The sequence below is a fragment of the Sporacetigenium sp. TC11 genome (assembly GCF_058146105.1).
The window spans coordinates 87776-105290 of record NZ_JBYVNY010000010.1 but is presented as its reverse complement, the minus strand read 5'-3'; the positions used below and the strand labels follow the sequence as shown (position 1 = coordinate 105290).

General features: G+C 32.5%; 17 protein-coding genes, 6 tRNA genes and 1 rRNA gene. All 24 read left to right on the top strand.

All coding sequences use genetic code 11. The features are described 5' to 3' along the window. Window positions 1-13: 13 nt before the first annotated feature. The 24 genes from rrf to spoIIID all read left to right on the top strand — a co-directional run bounded on the left by rrf (window position 14) and on the right by spoIIID (window position 17506). Window positions 14-130 (top strand): 5S ribosomal RNA (rrf, locus tag ACUSRV_RS13755). Between the two features lie 5 nt (window positions 131-135). Then, window positions 136-210 (top strand) — tRNA-Asn (locus ACUSRV_RS13750). A 12-nt stretch (window positions 211-222) separates the two neighbouring features. Next, window positions 223-297 (top strand) — tRNA-Glu (locus ACUSRV_RS13745). A 6-nt stretch (window positions 298-303) separates the two neighbouring features. Next, window positions 304-379, top strand: a tRNA-Val gene (locus tag ACUSRV_RS13740). 5 nt (window positions 380-384) lie between these two features. Next, window positions 385-461: transfer RNA gene (locus ACUSRV_RS13735), tRNA-Asp, on the top strand. 5 nt (window positions 462-466) lie between these two features. Next, a tRNA-Gly gene (locus tag ACUSRV_RS13730) sits at window positions 467-541 on the top strand. Window positions 542-552: 11 nt separating this feature from the next. Then, a tRNA-Arg gene (locus ACUSRV_RS13725) sits at window positions 553-629 on the top strand. Between the two features lie 266 nt (window positions 630-895). Continuing rightward, window positions 896-1735, top strand: a complete 840-nt coding sequence (gene cdaA, locus ACUSRV_RS13720) for a diadenylate cyclase CdaA (RefSeq protein WP_490142540.1) — start codon at window positions 896-898, stop codon at window positions 1733-1735. Then, on the top strand, window positions 1732-2919 hold the full coding sequence (locus ACUSRV_RS13715) for a CdaR family protein (protein ID WP_490142539.1): 1188 nt from the start codon (window positions 1732-1734) through the stop codon (window positions 2917-2919). The genes cdaA and ACUSRV_RS13715 overlap by 4 nt, the downstream gene beginning before the upstream one ends. Window positions 2920-3050: 131 nt before the next feature. Continuing rightward, a complete protein-coding gene (buk, locus tag ACUSRV_RS13710) occupies window positions 3051-4139 on the top strand; it encodes a butyrate kinase (RefSeq protein WP_490142538.1) in 1089 nt (362 codons plus the stop codon). After that, window positions 4139-5047 (top strand): phosphate butyryltransferase, encoded by a 909-nt coding sequence (ptb, locus tag ACUSRV_RS13705; RefSeq protein ID WP_490142537.1) that lies wholly within the window; start codon window positions 4139-4141, stop codon window positions 5045-5047. The genes buk (ACUSRV_RS13710) and ptb overlap by 1 nt, the downstream gene beginning before the upstream one ends. 26 nt (window positions 5048-5073) lie before the next feature. Then, the gene (gene buk, locus ACUSRV_RS13700; RefSeq protein WP_490142536.1) at window positions 5074-6153 is read left to right on the top strand and encodes a butyrate kinase; all 1080 of its coding nucleotides are present in this window, start codon (window positions 5074-5076) and stop codon (window positions 6151-6153) included. 37 nt (window positions 6154-6190) lie between these two features. Further along, window positions 6191-6868 (top strand): ATP-binding protein, encoded by a 678-nt coding sequence (locus ACUSRV_RS13695; RefSeq protein ID WP_490142535.1) that lies wholly within the window; start codon window positions 6191-6193, stop codon window positions 6866-6868. 42 nt (window positions 6869-6910) lie between these two features. After that, entirely contained in the window at window positions 6911-7126 is a 216-nt protein-coding gene (locus ACUSRV_RS13690) for a 4Fe-4S dicluster domain-containing protein (RefSeq protein WP_490142534.1), read from the top strand. Window positions 7127-7148: 22 nt separating this feature from the next. Next, on the top strand, window positions 7149-8216 hold the full coding sequence (locus ACUSRV_RS13685) for a 3-methyl-2-oxobutanoate dehydrogenase subunit VorB (protein WP_490142533.1): 1068 nt from the start codon (window positions 7149-7151) through the stop codon (window positions 8214-8216). Continuing rightward, complete coding sequence (locus ACUSRV_RS13680; RefSeq protein ID WP_490142532.1) at window positions 8216-8968, top strand: thiamine pyrophosphate-dependent enzyme; 753 nt, start codon at window positions 8216-8218, stop codon at window positions 8966-8968. Before ACUSRV_RS13685 ends, ACUSRV_RS13680 begins: the two co-directional genes overlap by 1 nt. Window position 8969: 1 nt before the next feature. Further along, entirely contained in the window at window positions 8970-9515 is a 546-nt protein-coding gene (locus ACUSRV_RS13675; RefSeq protein ID WP_490142531.1) for a 2-oxoacid:ferredoxin oxidoreductase subunit gamma family protein, read from the top strand. Window positions 9516-9681: 166 nt separating this feature from the next. Beyond that, entirely contained in the window at window positions 9682-11028 is a 1347-nt protein-coding gene (glmM, locus tag ACUSRV_RS13670; protein ID WP_490142530.1) for a phosphoglucosamine mutase, read from the top strand. A gap of 240 nt (window positions 11029-11268) precedes the next feature. Next, on the top strand, window positions 11269-13095 hold the full coding sequence (glmS, locus tag ACUSRV_RS13665) for a glutamine--fructose-6-phosphate transaminase (isomerizing) (RefSeq protein ID WP_490142529.1): 1827 nt from the start codon (window positions 11269-11271) through the stop codon (window positions 13093-13095). 113 nt (window positions 13096-13208) lie between these two features. Next, window positions 13209-13952, top strand: a complete 744-nt coding sequence (locus ACUSRV_RS13660; protein WP_490142528.1) for a YwmB family TATA-box binding protein — start codon at window positions 13209-13211, stop codon at window positions 13950-13952. A gap of 17 nt (window positions 13953-13969) precedes the next feature. After that, window positions 13970-15223 (top strand): UDP-N-acetylglucosamine 1-carboxyvinyltransferase, encoded by a 1254-nt coding sequence (murA, locus tag ACUSRV_RS13655; protein WP_490142527.1) that lies wholly within the window; start codon window positions 13970-13972, stop codon window positions 15221-15223. Between the two features lie 68 nt (window positions 15224-15291). Continuing rightward, on the top strand, window positions 15292-16329 hold the full coding sequence (spoIID, locus tag ACUSRV_RS13650; protein ID WP_490142526.1) for a stage II sporulation protein D: 1038 nt from the start codon (window positions 15292-15294) through the stop codon (window positions 16327-16329). Between the two features lie 130 nt (window positions 16330-16459). Then, the gene (locus ACUSRV_RS13645) at window positions 16460-17140 is read left to right on the top strand and encodes a peptidoglycan DD-metalloendopeptidase family protein (protein ID WP_490142525.1); all 681 of its coding nucleotides are present in this window, start codon (window positions 16460-16462) and stop codon (window positions 17138-17140) included. 99 nt (window positions 17141-17239) lie between these two features. Then, window positions 17240-17506 (top strand): sporulation transcriptional regulator SpoIIID, encoded by a 267-nt coding sequence (gene spoIIID, locus ACUSRV_RS13640; protein ID WP_490142524.1) that lies wholly within the window; start codon window positions 17240-17242, stop codon window positions 17504-17506. Window positions 17507-17515 lie beyond the last annotated feature (9 nt).

Below are 17515 nucleotides of genomic sequence, written 5' to 3'. Positions count from 1 at the left end.
AATTTCAATATAATGTGGTTACAATAGCAAAGAGGATACACCTGTTCCCATTCCGAACACAGAAGTTAAGCTCTTTAGCGCCAATGGTACTTGGTGGGAAGCTGCCTGGGAGAGTAGGACGTAGCCAGATAATGTTCCGAGGTAGCTCAACGGTGGAGCAACCGGCTGTTAACCGGTAGGTTGTGGGTTCGAGCCCCACCCTCGGAGCCATTAATTTAATAAGGCCCATTGGTCAAGCGGTCAAGACACCGCCCTTTCACGGCGGTAACAGGGGTTCGATTCCCCTATGGGTCACCAAAATTTGGGATTATAGCTCAGCTGGGAGAGCACCTGCCTTACAAGCAGGGGGTCACAGGTTCGAACCCTGTTAATCCCACCATTTGCGGCCTGGTAGTTCAGTTGGTTAGAATGCCAGCCTGTCACGCTGGAGGTCGAGGGTTCGAGTCCCTTCCAGGTCGCCATAAATGCGGGAGTAGTTCAGTGGTAGAGCGCCACCTTGCCAAGGTGGAAGTCGCGAGTTCGAATCTCGTCTCCCGCTCCAATAAAAAATATGTGCTTGTAGCTCAGCTGGATAGAGCAACGCCCTTCTAAGGCGTGTGTCCGGGGTTCGAATCCCTGCTGGCACGCCAGTAAAAGAGTTTCACTGATGTGAAACTCTTTTTTTTAATTTCCAACTGATAAACTCGAGCAAGGTCTCAGCTGCTCAAGGTCGTTGGTGACATGACGGTCGGGAAATTTTTATATATGAATATATCACTCTAAATATAAAATAATATTATAGTATAGTATTATTTGAAAATAAGTATAAATTTTAAATCAATTGAATTTAGTATTGCAATTATATTATAATATTTAATATATATGTTAAATAGATATACAATAGGAGGATTATAAATTGTCTAATATAAATGCCATTTGGTATGATTTAACAAGCCTTATATTCAATATGGGTATAACAGACATTATAGATATAGCTATCGTATGTTATATTTGTTATAAAATATTTATGTTTATAAAAGATACACGAGCTGAGCAAGTTTTAAAAGGAATGTTGTTTTTACTTGTAACCACAAAGGCAAGTGAAATTTTACAACTTCATACTTTAAATTGGATATTAGTCTATACATTACAAGTTGGAGTTATTGCATTTCTAATTATATTTCAACCTGAATTAAGAGCAGGACTTGAACATATAGGAAGAGCTAGATTTAATTTTATAGGAAAAAACAGTATAAGTATATCAGAGGATCAGTTAAAACAGAGCATTGAAGAAATGGTAGAGGCTATATATTCTCTATCTAGACAAAAAATAGGTGCTTTAATAGTTATAGAGAGAGAGACAAAAATAGGAGAAATAATTAATACAGGAACAATAATAGATGGTGAAATATCTACGCAATTACTTATAAATATATTCATACCTAACACTCCTTTACATGATGGGGCAGTAGTAATCAGAGGTGATAAGATAAAAGCGGCTGCTTGTTTCTTACCACTAACTGAAAGTAAAGACTTGAGTAAGGATTTGGGTACAAGACATAGAGCTGCGATAGGGATAAGTGAAATATCAGACTGTCTAGCACTTACAGTATCAGAGGAGACAGGTGCAGTATCTGTTGCTAGACTAGGTAAACTGTATAGAAATTTATCTAAAGAAAGATTAACAAATATATTGCGTAGTAATCTGAAATTTAACGATGAAAAAAGTTTTTTCAAAGGTGGTATATTTAAATGATGAATAAATTGAAACATAATACAAGAATGAAGATAATATCTTTATTCAGTGCAATAGTATTATGGTTGTACGTTATGACTGTGGTAGACCCCGTCATAGTTCAATCATACAGGGATGTACCTGTTACTATAACTAATGTGGATGATATAAAAAGTGAGAATTTATCTATATACTCAAGTTCAGATTTAAATACTGACATATACATAAAAGGAAGAATGTCATCATTAAAAAGAATAAAGAAATCAGATATATATATACACGGAGAGGTAGACCAACCAAGAGATGGTAAAAATGTAGTAGATTTAGAAGCAGATTTACCCAATGGTGCAACTTATCAACTTAATCCACAAATGGTTACTGTAGATTTAGAAAAGCAAATTAGTCTTAATAAGAAGATAGAAGTGAAATTAGAAGGAAGGTCATCTAATGAAATAGGAGATATACAAATGAGTAAGAGTACTACATATGTATATGGCCCAAGAAGTCTAGTAAATAAGGTAGATAAAGTAGTAGGAGTTTTAAAAGTAGAAGATAAAACAGAAAATCTCTCATATAAGATAGTTCTAATGGCAGTAGATAAATATGGAAAAGAAGTAAAAAATGTAAGTATACAGGATAAATCAATTATAGTCAATGCAACTTTGCTAGAATCAAAACAAGTACCTGTTAATATTAAATTTGATGGGAATTTACCTGATGGATATGAATTAAGAGAATATAACTTAAGTCAGCAAAACATAATAATAAGGGGAAAAGAGGATGTTTTATCTAAAATAGATAGTATAGATACCTTTCCAATTAATTTAAGTAGCATTGATAAAGATACTAATATAGATATTAAGTTACAGTTGCCAGAAGACGTGTCGTCAAATAGTAAATACATAGCTGTAAAGCTAGATATATCTAAAAATATATCTAGTACATTTGAGATATCTAAAGGTAATGTATCTTTTATAAATAATAATGGAAATATAGATACAAATAAAAATAACCTTCCAGATAAGATTAAGATAACTGTAAGTTATTCTGACGAAATAGAAAACCTAAATCAGAATGACATAAAATTATATGTTGATTTAGAAGATAATTCCTTAGGAGATAATAAATACAAAATTAATCATAATATACCTTATGAGGTAAATAAAGTAACCATAGAGCCTGAAAACGTTACCCTGGCACGCTAATAGACAATTAACATCAAGATGCGACAAAAAAGGAATCCAAAATATGTCCTTTTCTGTTGCATCTTTTTTGATTTAGGTATATTATAGAGGTATAAAGTATACAAAAAAAGAAATTTATTAAAGAGGGGATAATGATGAAAAGGGAATATATTTTGGTCATAAATCCAGGGTCAACATCTACAAAAGTATCACTTTTTAAAGGTTTAGAAAACGTTATTCAAGAAAATATAAATCATTCTTCTGAAGAAATATCAAAATTTGACAGAATATACGATCAATTAGATATGAGAAGAAATACCATATTAGAATGGGTTAATGAAAAGGGATATTCTACATCGCAATTAATTGCTGTTGTTGGTAGAGGTGGAATGCTGAGACCTATGCCAGGGGGAACTTATAAAGTTACAGAAAAAATGGTAGATGATTTAAAAATAGGTGTACAAGGAGAACATGCTTCAAATTTAGGAGGATTAATAGCAAAATCAATAGGAGATATAGAAAATATAGAAAGTTATATAGTAGATCCAGTTGCTGTTGATGAGTTTGAAGACGTAGCTAGAATATCAGGTATACCAGAAATAGAAAGAAAATCACAGGGACATGCCCTTAATATAAAGGCAATTGGAAGAAGAGTAGCGCAATCGCTAGGAAAAAACTTCGATGAAACAAATATGATAGTTGTACATTTAGGTGGAGGTATAAGTATAGCACCTCTTAAAAATGGTAAAGCGATAGATTATAATAATGCAAATGAAATGGGGCCATTTTCTCCAGAAAGAACTGGAGGGTTACCTGTTGGAGATTTAGTTAAATTATGCTTTAGTGGAAAATATACAGAAAAAGAAATAAAATCAAAGTTAAGAGGAAAAGGTGGTCTTACAGCATATTTAGGCACTAATGATGCAAGAGAAGTCATGAAAATGATAGAAAATGGAGATAATAATGCAGAATTAGTTTTTAATGCTATGGGATATCAAATAGGAAAAGAAATCGGAGCTATGGCTACAGTGCTAAACGGAGATACTGAAGCAATAGTGATAACAGGTGGACTGGCATATTCAAAATATTTAACTGATTATATAAAGAATATGGTGGAGTTTATATCTCCAGTATATATAGAGCCTGGTGAAGATGAAATGAGGGCATTAAATGAAGGTGCTCTTAGAGTCATAAATAAGGAAGAAATAGCTAAAATATACGAATATGAGGTGAAGTTGTAATGAGAAGTTTTTCAGAGGTAATAAAATTCGCAAGAGAAAGAGGCCCTAAGACTATATCAGTAGCTTGTTCTCAAGACAAAGAAGTTTTAATGGCTGTAGAAATGGCTAGAAAAGAAGGAATAGCTAAAGCTATATTAGTTGGAGACATAGAAAGAACTATAGAAATAGCTAATGAAATAGGTATAGACATAAATAACTATGAAACAATAGAAGAAAAAGATTTAGGATTAGCATCTAGAAAAGCAGTTGAACTAGTATCTACTGGTAAAGCGCATATGGTTATGAAGGGACTTGTTGATACATCTATAATATTAAAGGCTGTATTAGATAAAGAAATAGGACTTAGAACAGGTAGCGTACTAAGTCATGTTGCTGTATTTGATGTGCCAGGATATGATAGATTATTCTTTGTAACTGATGCAGCAATGAACTTAGCTCCAGATTTACAAGCTAAAAAACTAATAATAGAAAATGCTTGTCAAATAGCTAATGCATTAGATATAGAAGAGCCAAAGGTAGCTGTTATATGCGCTAAAGAAAAGGTTAATCCTAAGATGCCTGACACAGTAGATGCAAAAGCATTAGAAGATATGTGTAATGCAGGAGAAATAAAAGGATGTTTAGTTGGTGGTCCATTTGCACTAGATAATGCTGTATCAGTAGAAGCAGCTAGACACAAAGGAATAGATCATCCAGTTGCAGGTAAGGCAGATATACTTTTAGCTCCAGATATTGAAGCTGGAAATATATTATACAAATCAATGGTATTCTTTGGAAATTCTAAGAATGCAGGAGTTATAGTTGGTGCAAAAGCTCCGATAATATTAACTTCTAGAGCAGACAATGAAGAAACAAAATTAAATTCTATAGCACTAGGCGTATTAATTGCGGCTAAGGCTACAAACTAATATATTCAACGGGAGGAAACACCAAGATGAAAGATGTATTCAGAATACTTACTATAAACCCAGGATCTACTTCTACTAAAATAGCTGTATATGACAACGAAACAGAAGTATTTGAAAAGACTCTAAGACACTCTGCAGAAGAAATAGGTCAATATGCTAAAATAGCAGATCAATTTGAATTCAGAAAAAATGTTATAGAAGATGCTTTAAAAGAAGCTAATATCAAAGCAGAAGAATTAGATGCTGTAGTTGGTAGAGGTGGACTTTTAAGACCTATAAAGGGTGGAACTTATGCAGTAAGCAAGAACATGACGCATGATTTAATGGAAGGCCCAAGAGAACATGCTTCTAACTTAGGTGGAGTAATAGCTAAAGAAATAGCTGATTCAGTTAATATACCATCATATATAGTAGATCCAGTTGTTGTAGATGAATTAAGTGATGTAGCTAGAATATCTGGTATGCCAGAAATAGAAAGAGCTAGTATATTCCATGCATTAAATCAAAAAGCAATTGCAAGAAGAGCAGCTGTAGAAATGGAAAAATCATATGCTGAATGTAACTTTGTAGTAGCTCATCTAGGTGGCGGTGTATCTGTTGGTGCACACGAAAATGGAAGAGTTGTAGAAGTTGCAAATGCATTAGACGGAGAAGGACCATTCTCTCCAGAAAGAAGTGGAGGACTTCCTGTTGGAGATTTAGCAAAAATGTGCTTCAGTGGAGAATACACTCTAGATGAAATAAAGAAAAAGATAACAGGTAAAGGTGGATTAGTAGCATATCTTGGAACTAGTGATGGTAGAGATGTTGAAGCTATGATAGAAGCTGGAGATAAAAAAGCTGAATTAGTTTATGAAGCTATGGCATACCAAGTTGCAAAAGAAATAGGAGCTTGTGCTGCTGTACTAAAAGGTAAAGTTGATGCTATACTAATAACTGGAGGAATATCTTACTCTAAGATGTTCGTAGACATGATAAAAGAAAGAGTAGCATTCATAGCAGATATAAAAGTATATCCAGGTGAAGATGAAATGTTAGCTTTAGCACAAGGTGGACTTAGAGTTTTAAAAGGTGAAGAAGAAGCTCAAGTATATCCTGAAGTATAGGATTTAATATAAAAGACACACTTTAGTAGGTGATTATATGATAACTGATGACAAAAGAATAAGAATCATTACAGGACATTATGGAAGTGGAAAATCAGAGTTTTCCATGAACTATATAACTAAATTAAGAGAGTTAGTTGATGGCAAAGTTGCTATTGCAGACCTAGATGTAGTTAATGTATACTTTAGAACTAGAGAAAAAAGAGAACTTCTAGAATCTAAAGGTATAACAGTAATAGATAGTTCAGTAAGGGCTTCAACTTTAGATGTTCCAGCAGTATCTCCTCAAATAGCATCTACAGCAGGTGATCCAAGTTATAATTATCTAATGGATGTAGGTGGAGACTCTGTAGGAGCAAGAGTTCTTGGAAGATTCAGTAGTCATATAACAAATGAAGATTATGATATGTTCTTTGTAATTAATGCAAATAGAGAAGAAACTACTACACCTGAACAGGTAATAGAACATATAAGATCTATAGAAAGAACTTCTAAGTTAAAGGTTACAGGACTTATAAATAATACACATCTTGTGAGAGAAACAACTATAGATGATGTATTAAAAGGACAAGAACTAGCTAAAAGAGTATCTAGCATGACAAACATACCAATAAAGTATGTTGTATGTCTAGAGACTTTTATAGATAAATTACCTCAAAATATAGAGGGCCAAGTATTCCCTATAAAATTATATATGAGGGATCCTTGGATGTAAGTAATATAATACTACTACTATAATGGCAAGGGGGTCTAGAAAATGGCTAAAGGAAAAGTTACTTTTAATGAAGATATTTGTAAAGGTTGCGAACTTTGTGTAGCTGTATGTCCAGTTAAAATAATAACTCTGGATAAAGCAAAGATGAATAAAAAAGGATATAATCCTGCAACTGTAAAAGAAATGGACAAATGTATAGGATGCGCAAGCTGTGCTTTAATGTGTCCAGACTCAGTTATAACAGTAGAAAGAGACTAATAATAGATAGGGGGACTAAATAATGGCTAAGATATTAATGAAGGGTAACGAAGCTATAGGTAAAGCAGCTATGGAAGCTGGCTGTAAGTATTTCTTCGGTTATCCAATAACACCTCAAAATGAATTACCTGAATATATGGCAAAAGAATTAGGAAAAGTTGGTGGAGCTTTTGTTCAAGCTGAATCAGAAGTAGCTGCTATAAATATGGTTTACGGTGGAGCTGGAGCTGGAGCTAGAGTTATGACTTCGTCATCTTCTCCTGGTATAGCTTTAAAGCAAGAAGGTATAACATATATAGCTGGTGCTGAACTTCCATGTGTTATAGTTAACATAATGAGAGGTGGACCAGGACTAGGTGGAATACAACCATCACAAGCTGACTACTTTATGTCAACAAGAGGAGGAGGAAATGGAGACTACAGAACTCCAGTATATGCTCCTGCTACAATTCAAGAAGCTGTTGATATGACTATGGAAGCTTTCAACGTTGCTGATTACTACAGAACTCCAGTTATGATAGTTGCTGATGGTATGATAGGACAAATGATGGAACCAGTTGAATTCAACCCTCCAAAAGCTAGAAATTTAGAAGCAAAAACTTGGGCTACAACAGGTACTAAAGGAGAAAGAAAACCTAATGTAATAAACTCTTTATACCTAGATGCTCAACAATTAGAAGATCACAACTTTAAATTAGATGCTAAATATAAAGAAATAGAAGCTAATGAAACTCAATACGAAATGTACCAAACTGAAGATGCTGAAATAGTATTCGTTGCATATGGAACTACTTCAAGAATAGTTAAAAATGCTGTTGTAGCATTAAGAGCAGAAGGAGTAAAGGCTGGTCTTATAAGACCTAAGACTTTATGGCCATTCCCATGGAAAGCTTTTGATGAAATACCTGCAGCTAAAGATTTATTAACTGTAGAAATGAGTATGGGACAGATGATAGATGACGTTAAATTAGCTATAGCTGGAAAACTTCCAGTTCACTTCTATGGAAGAACTGGTGGTATAATACCAACTCCAGACGAAATAGCTGATAAAGCTAAAGAAATAGTACAAGCTACAGGGGGTGCTAAATAATGGCAGTTGTATTCCAAAAAACTCAAGGTTTAACAGATAAACAAACTCACTACTGTCCAGGGTGTACTCATGGTTTAATACACAGACTAGTAGGTGAAGTTTTAGAAGAATTAAACGTATTAGGTGATACTATAGGTGTTGCTCCAGTTGGATGTTCAGTTTTAGCTTACGACTACTTTAACTGTGATATGCACGAAGCATCTCACGGTAGAGCACCAGCAGTTGCTACTGGTGTAAAAAGAGTTCATCCTGATAAAGTAGTATTTACTTATCAAGGAGATGGAGACTTAGCTTCGATAGGTGCTGCTGAAATAGTTCATGCTGCTGCTAGAGGAGAGAAAATAACTACTATATTCGTAAACAATGCTATATATGGAATGACAGGTGGACAAATGGCTCCAACTACATTAGTTGGTCAAAAAGCTACTACAGCTCCTTATGGTAGAAGTGTAGAAACTCAAGGTTCTCCAATAAAAGTTTCTGAAATGTTAGCTACTTTAGATGGTGCAGTGTTTGTAGAAAGAGTTTCTGTTGACACACCAGCTAACGTAAGAAAAGCTAAAAAAGCTATAAAGAAAGCTTTTGAAGTTCAAATAGCTGGAAAAGGCTTTGGTATAGTAGAAGTATTATCTACATGTCCAACTAACTGGGGTATGCATCCAGTAGATTCATTACAATGGTTAAGAGACAATATGATGCCTAAATACCCATTAGGAAACTTAAAAGACATTACTAATGAGGAGGCGAAATAATATGGCAGTAAATAAGGTTATATGTGCAGGATTTGGTGGACAAGGTGTTATGTCTATGGGCCAATTATTAACGTATGCAGGGATGTTAGAAGGTAAAGAAGTTTCTTGGTTACCATCTTATGGACCTGAAATGCGTGGAGGAACAGCTAACTGTGCAGTTATAGTATCAGATACTCCAGTTGGATCTCCAGTTATAACTAATGATGCTACTAGCGCAGTAGTTATGAACTTACCTTCATTAATAAAGTTCGAAAATGATGTAGTTGCTGGTGGTAATATATTAGTAAATACTTCATTAATAGAGCAAAAAGTTGAAAGAACTGACGTAACAGCTTATTATATACCAGCTAATGAATTAGCTGCAGAGCTTGGAAACCCAAAAGTTGCTAACATGGTTATGTTAGGTGCTTTCCTTGAAGTAAACAAAGCTGTAGAAACTGAATCAGTTTTAGACGCTTTCAAAAAAGTTTTCGGACCAAGCAAAGAGAAATTCGTTCCATTAAACAGAGAAGCATTATTAAAAGGTGCTGAAGCTGTAAGAAAATAGTTTAATATATGAAAGGCAATAGCTCATGTGGGTTATTGCCTTTTTTTCGCACAAATCCGTATAGACACTACAGGGTAACTATATTATTGATTTATTCATATAATGTATGGTATTATTACTAAGTGTGATATTGCGCATTTTTCTTTTTTTGAAAGGAGATTTCTCAATGAGAAAGTATTTTGGTACAGATGGAGTTAGAGGTATAGCTAATACTGAATTAACTTGTGAACTTGCATATAAATTAGGAAGAGCTGGTGGATATGTTCTTACGCAGGGAAAGAAAAAACTAAAAGTTGTAGTTGGAAAAGATACTAGAATATCGGGAGATATGTTAGAAGCTGCTCTTATATCAGGCATAATGTCTGTTGGAGGAGATGTAGTATGTGTTGGTGTAGCACCTACTCCTGCTGTAGCATATTTAACTAGGTTCTATGGCGCTGATTGCGGTGTTGTTATATCGGCTTCTCATAACCCAGTAGAATATAATGGAATAAAGTTTTTTAATAAAGATGGATATAAGTTAGATGATGAAATAGAATTAAAAATAGAAGAGTATATAGAAAATTTAGATAAAATAGATTACCATCCTATAGGAGAAGAAGTTGGAACTAAAGTTTATAAGCATGATGCAGTAAGAGACTATGTAAACTTTTTAAAGTCAACAACAGATGTTGATTTTAGCAACCTAAAAGTAGTACTAGACTGTGCAAATGGTGCAGCTTATGAATCAGCTCCTATAGTTTTTGAAGAGCTAGGAGCAAAAGTTATAGCGATAAATAATAATCCAAATGGTAATAATATAAACTTAAACTGTGGCTCGACTCATCCTAAAGATTTACAACAAGAAGTTATAAATAATAATGCAGATATAGGTCTTGCATATGATGGTGATGCCGATAGATTAATTGCCGTAAATGAAAAGGGTCAAATTGTTGATGGCGATCATATAATGATATTGAGTGCATTATCTCTAAAGAAACAAAATAAACTAGCTAAAGATACTTTAGTTGTAACAGTTATGAGTAACATAGGACTTATTATAGCAGCTAAAGAAAACAATATAAATCTTGCTACAACATCAGTTGGAGATAGATATGTGTTAGAAGAAATGGTAAAAGGTGATTATAATTTAGGAGGAGAACAATCAGGTCATATGATATTCCTAGATTACAATACTACAGGAGACGGAATACTAAGTTCTCTAATATTATCATCAATAATAGCTAAAGAAAATAAACCCTTATCAGAATTAGCATCTATTATGACTAATTACCCACAGGTATTAGTAAATGCTAAGATAAAAAATGAAAATAAAGATAAGTATATGAATGATCCTGAAATAAAGGCTGAGATAGAAAGAATAGAGTCTCTATTATCTGGAGAAGGAAGAGTATTAATAAGACCATCAGGAACAGAACCATTAGTAAGAGTAATGTTAGAGGGTAAAGAGGAAGGTCAATTAAGAGAATTAGCTACAAATTTAGCTAATCTTATACACAGTAAGTTATCTTAATGATAATAGTGAATACACAATAAGTGTATTCACATTATAAGCGCCAGGACTTAAAATATATTATTTTAAGTTGACGAGGACAGAGTTAATCGAGTAATCGGCGGATGCTCTGCGGTGTTTTGCCACCGATAAAGACTTCACAAAGAATACAAGTGATTGTATGGACAAATGAAGTTGGGTAAACTGACCTTTTCTCTTTAATTATATACCTAATTATATTTTTAAGGAGGATAATTTAATATGTGTGGAATAGTTGGATATGTAGGATTTAGAGAGGCTACAGAAGTTCTTATGGAAGGGCTTTCAAAACTTGAGTATAGAGGTTATGACTCAGCTGGAGTATCTATAAATAGAAATGAAGAGCTAGAAGTTAGAAAATTTAAAGGAAGATTAGCCGTATTAGCAGATGATCTAAAAGAAAACCCTATTAATGGTAATTTAGGTATAGGGCATACTAGATGGGCAACTCATGGTGCACCTTCAGATGTTAACTCACATCCCCATTCAAATATGGCTGGAACAATATCTGTAGTTCACAATGGAATAATAGAAAACTATATCGAATTAAAAGAAGAGTTAATGGCTCAAGGAGTTGTATTTAAGTCACAAACAGATACAGAAGTTGTAGCTCATTTAGTAGATAAATATTATGAAGGAAACTTATTAGAAGCTGTATTTAAGGCTCTAGATAGATTGAGAGGGGCTTATGCTCTAGGTGTTATATGTAAAGATAATCCTGACGAACTTGTAGCAGTTAGAAAGGACAGTCCATTAGTAGTAGGACTTGGAGAAAATGAAAACTTTATAGCATCTGATATACCAGCAATATTAAAATATACTAGAAATGTATACTTTTTAGAAAATGGAGAAGTTGTTTATTTAACTAAGGATAATGTAAAAGTATATAATGAAAATAAAGAAGAAGTTAATAAGGATGTATTTAGAGTAACTTGGGATGTTGAAGCAGCATCAAAGGGCGGATACCCTCATTTTATGCTAAAGGAAATATATGAACAACCAAGTGGAGTAAAAGAAACTTTAATAAGAAGATTAGATGAAAATGAAAATATAAAATTAGATGATATAAAAATGTCTAAAGAAGATTTAGATAAGATAAACAAAGTTTATATAATTGCATGTGGAACAGCTTTCCATGCAGGTTTAGTTGGAAAATATGCAATAGAAAAATTTGCTAAGATACCAGTTATAACTGATATAGCATCAGAATTTAGATATAGAGATGCATTTGTAGATGAAAATACTTTAGTAATAGTTGTTAGTCAATCTGGAGAAACTGCAGATACATTAGCAGCTCTAAGAGAAGCTAAAGACAAAGGGGCTAGAATATTAGCTGTAACTAACGTTGTTGGATCTTCTATAGCTAGAGAATCAGACGATGTATTCTATACTTGGGCAGGACCAGAAATATCAGTTGCATCTACTAAAGCGTATACAACACAATTAGTTTCTTTATATATGATAGCACTAGATTTTGCTATTAAGAAAGGAACTATTACAAACGAATTCTATAGAGATATGATAAATAAACTAAAGGATATGCCTTCAAAGGTAGACGAAGTATTAAAGTTAGATGATTATCTAAAAGAAGTAGCAGAGTCTATAAAAGAAGCTAACAGTGCCTTTTATTTAGGAAGAGGGCTTGATTATAATATAGCTATGGAAGGTGCTCTAAAAATAAAAGAAATATCTTATATACATGCAGAAGCCTTTGCAGCTGGAGAATTAAAGCATGGAACTATAGCTTTAATAGAAAAGAACACTCCAGTTATAGCAATAGCGAGCCAGGAAAACTTATTTGAAAAGATGGTTTCAAATATGCAAGAAGTTAAAGCTAGAGGAGCTTATGTAATAGCAATTGCTCAAGATGGAAATAAAGAAGTAGAGAATGCTGCAGACAAGGTAATATATATACCAAAGGTAGATGATATATTATCTAGTATATTAACTGTTATACCTCTTCAATTATTATCTTATCATGTTTCTGTGATAAGAGGATGTGATGTAGATAAACCAAGAAATTTAGCAAAATCAGTAACAGTTGAATAATATTTTAACTAAGCAACAATAATACTAAGTTTATAAACTATAAAATGATGTATAACCTCCTTAAAAATGTCAATAATTAAAGTATAATTATTGATTTTTAAGGGGGTATTTTCATGAAGAAGTTATTTAGTATATCTATTGTGTTAATATTATTTTTTGGAATAATAAATTCATATGCAGGGTACAGCGAAAACTATGGATATGATAAGCTTATAAATACATTTGAAAATAGTAATGCTGAATTTAAATATTATAATATGAAGGCATCAATAACTATAGATAAAGACTTAAATATACAAGAAATGAAAGACATAGCTATAGAATTGAATCAAGAATTAGGATTTAATGAAGATGGTGTTAAATTGAGTCAACTTACAGAAGATGGATTAAATCAAATCTACGCTCAATCAAATAAAGATAATATAAATATGTCAGTTATTATAGAAAATAATTCTAAAGAAAATAAAGGAGAATCGTATATAATAGTTGACATAAATGAAAATAAAGTATATAAAAATATAGTGGGCAATTATGCTAAGCTTCAAAAAAGCTTAGAAAAGTATTCAGATAAAGTAGATATATATACTTGTTTAATAGGAGAATACGATAAAAAAATATCTTTAAATAGATGTAATAATATAGTTACAAATATATTAAATAATTTAAATGCAAAAGAGATTGAAAGAATAGAAGACGATAATTTTATGTCTATAACGGCATATAGCAAAAAATTAAATGGAACGAATATAGAATACCTTGGAAAGAAAATTAACTTAAATATTGGAATGAGATATAGTGAATATGATCAAAAAACACTTATTTACGTTGCGACTCCATTGATAAAACTAGATTACTAAGAAAGGAATAAAAACTTATGGCTAAAATACTTGTAAAAAGAAGTAATTCACTTAACGGTACAGTTAAAATAGATGGTGCAAAAAATGCAGTTTTACCTATAATAACAGCAACTTTATTAGCTAAAGGAACATCAATTATAAAAGGGGTTCCAAACTTAAAGGATGTACATGTTATATCTGATTTATTAAGACATTTAGGAGCTAAAGTAGAATATAATGAAAATACATTAACAGTAGATGCCACTAATATAAACACATGTGAGGCTCCATATGAATTAGTAAGAAAAATGAGAGCCTCATTTTTAGTTATGGGACCATTACTTGCTAGATTTAATAATACAAAGGTATCCATGCCTGGAGGCTGTGCAATAGGTACTAGACCTATAGACCTACATCTAAAGGGATTTAAGGCATTAGGCGCTGAGGTTATAATGGAACATGGATTCGTTGAATCAAAAACTGATAAACTTGTTGGGACTAAGTTATACTTAGACTTCCCTTCTGTTGGTGCTACGGAAAATATAATGATGGCAGCAACATTAGCTGAAGGTACAACTATAATAGAAAATGTTGCAGAAGAACCAGAGATAGTAGACTTAGCAAACTTCTTAAATGAAATGGGAGCAAATATAAAAGGTGCAGGTACGAATACAATAAGGATAAAGGGTGTAAAAGAGCTAAAAGGAGCTACACATACAGTTATCCCAGATAGAATAGAAGCTGCTACATTTATGGTTGCAGCAGCTATGACTAAAGGAGATATAACAATAGAAAATGTAATTCTAGAGCATTTAAAGCCTGTTGTTGCAAAGTTAAAGGAAGCTGGTTGTGAAGTTATAGAAATGGAAAATAGCGTTAGGGTTATAGGCCCTGAAGTTATAAAATCAATAGATATAAAGACATTACCTCATCCAGGATTCCCAACAGATGTTCAGGCTCAGTTTATGGCTATGCTAACTGTAGCTAATGGTACAGGTGTTGTAATAGAAACTGTGTTTGAAAATAGATTTATGCACGTTGCTGAATTCAATAGAATGGGAGCGGATATAAAGATTGAAGGAAGAAGTGCTGTAGTTCACGGAGTTAATCAATTACATGGATCTAATGTAAATGCAACGGATTTAAGAGCAGGTGCTGCACTTATATTATGTGGCTTATTAGCTGAAGGTGAAACTACAATTGGAGAAATATATCACATACAGAGAGGTTATGTAGATATAGACAAGAAGATAAGAGCATTAGGTGGAAATATAGAGATAATAGAAGATTAAAAATGTGATATTTTATTAGGGTTGTTCATATACTTTACTGATTAGAAACTATCTAAGGAGGAAAGTATATGAAGAACCCTTTATTAATTTTAATATGCTCAATAGTAATCATGGTTACCGTACCTATAATATTGAGTATAACTGTGTATGATGATAAGGATGAATTTAAAATTAATACAAAAGGTAAGTTAACCCAAGAAGATGATAGTGAATACATAGAAAACAATATATACGAGAAAGTAAATAAGGAGTCTCCAAAAATAAAGGTATATAATCATAAAAAAGACAAAGTAGAAAATATAGATATAGAAGAATACTTATATAGTGTAGTAGCGGGTGAAATGCCTTCAGATTTCGAAGAGGAGGCCCTAAGAGCACAAGCTGTGGCTGCAAGAACCTTTGTATACTATAAAAAAGAACATGATTCAAATAAAGACCCAAAACATAAAGGGGCAGATGTATGTACTAATTTTAACCACTGTCAAGAATATTTAAGTGAAAAGGAATTGAAAAAAATTCATGGGGATAAATGGATTAAAGAATCCTGGACAAAAATTAAGAAAGCTGTAGATCAAACAAGAGGGCAAATATTAGTTTATGACGATAAAGCTATATTACCAATGTACTTTTCAACTGCAGCAGGAAGAACAGAAAATAGCGAAGAGGTATTTAGTAGTAAGGAGCCCTATCTAAGGTCTGTTGAAAGTCCATATGATAAATCATCGCCTAAATATATATCTAATTATAAAATAAGTAAAAATGAGTTTGTAAAACATATAAAAAAGTCATATAATATAAATTTATCTACAGCTACATTAGATTCTAATATAAAGATTATAGAAAGAACAGAAGGTGGTTCTGTAGAGAAGATTAAAATAGGAGATAAACAACTAAGCGGTAGAGATATGAGAAGCTCATTTAATTTAAATTCCACTAATTTTGATATTAGTATAAAAAATGATTATATAGATATTCTAGTTAAGGGTTATGGACATGGTGTTGGTATGAGTCAATGGGGAGCAAATGGAATGGCTGATGAAGGATATAAATATGATAAAATACTTAAACATTACTATACTGGATCAGATATAAAAGACAAATATTAAATAATAATGTTATATAAAATGGAAAAGTAATAATACTTTTCCATTTTTTTATGAAAATTATTTATAAAATGTATAAAACTAGAAAAAAAAGTACACAATACAAATGTAGAAATACATATGGAGGTGTAATATGAAAAACAAAAAAATACTAGAGAGAGATGGGTTTTATTTAGCTCTATTTTTATGCGTATGTCTAGTAGCTGTAGGCGCTGTTTGGGTTACTAAGAATAGCATAGACGATTTAGCTACAAATGGTTTTGTGAACTACAGCGATGATGAATTAGCAAAAGGGGACGATGAAGTACATCTAATAAAAGAAAAGGATAAATCAGTTCCAACTACAACTAATTCAGATCAAAATTTAGCAAAAGCAAAAGAAGAAAAGGCTAAAGAGAGTACAGTAGTAGCTAAAAATTTAATGCCTGTTCAAGGTGAAGTTTCAAGAGAATATGCACAAAAAGAACCTAGCTATAATAAGACATTAGATCAATGGGAAATACACAAAGCAGTGGACATACAAGCTAAAATTGGAACTACAGTTAAATCTATAGCAAGCGGGAAGGTTATAGATGTATCTAACAATGATAAGTATGGAACAAGTGTAAAAATAGAATCTTCTAACAAGACAGTTTTAGTCTATAGCAACTTAAATAAAGATGTTAATGTTAAAGTTGGTCAAAGTATTAAAGCTGGAGATACTATAGCGAAAATAGGAAATACTTCTACAGTTGAAAGTGCTGAGGGTGCACACCTTCACTTAGAAGCTTTCAAAGATGGAAAATCTATAAATCCAATGGATTTAATAAAATAATTTTAAAGAACAGACTTGATCAATTTGATCAAGTCTGTTCTATTTTTTTTAGAAACCTCATATATATGATTAAGGAAATATAGTAAGGAGGGGGAAGAATTGAGATCCCATATAGAAGAAAGAGCTATAGTTGTTGCCAAATATATACTAGAGAAAGAAACAACTGTTAGACAGACAGCAAAAACCTTCGGGGTAAGCAAAAGTACTATACATAAAGATGTAACCGAGCGATTAGAGGAGATAAATCCATCTTTAGCAAAAGAAGTAAAGATGGTTTTAGAAAAAAATAAATCTGAACGTCACTTAAGAGGCGGGATGGCTACAAAATTAAAGTATGAAATAAAGGATCAAAAAGATGTAGGTTAAAAATACCTA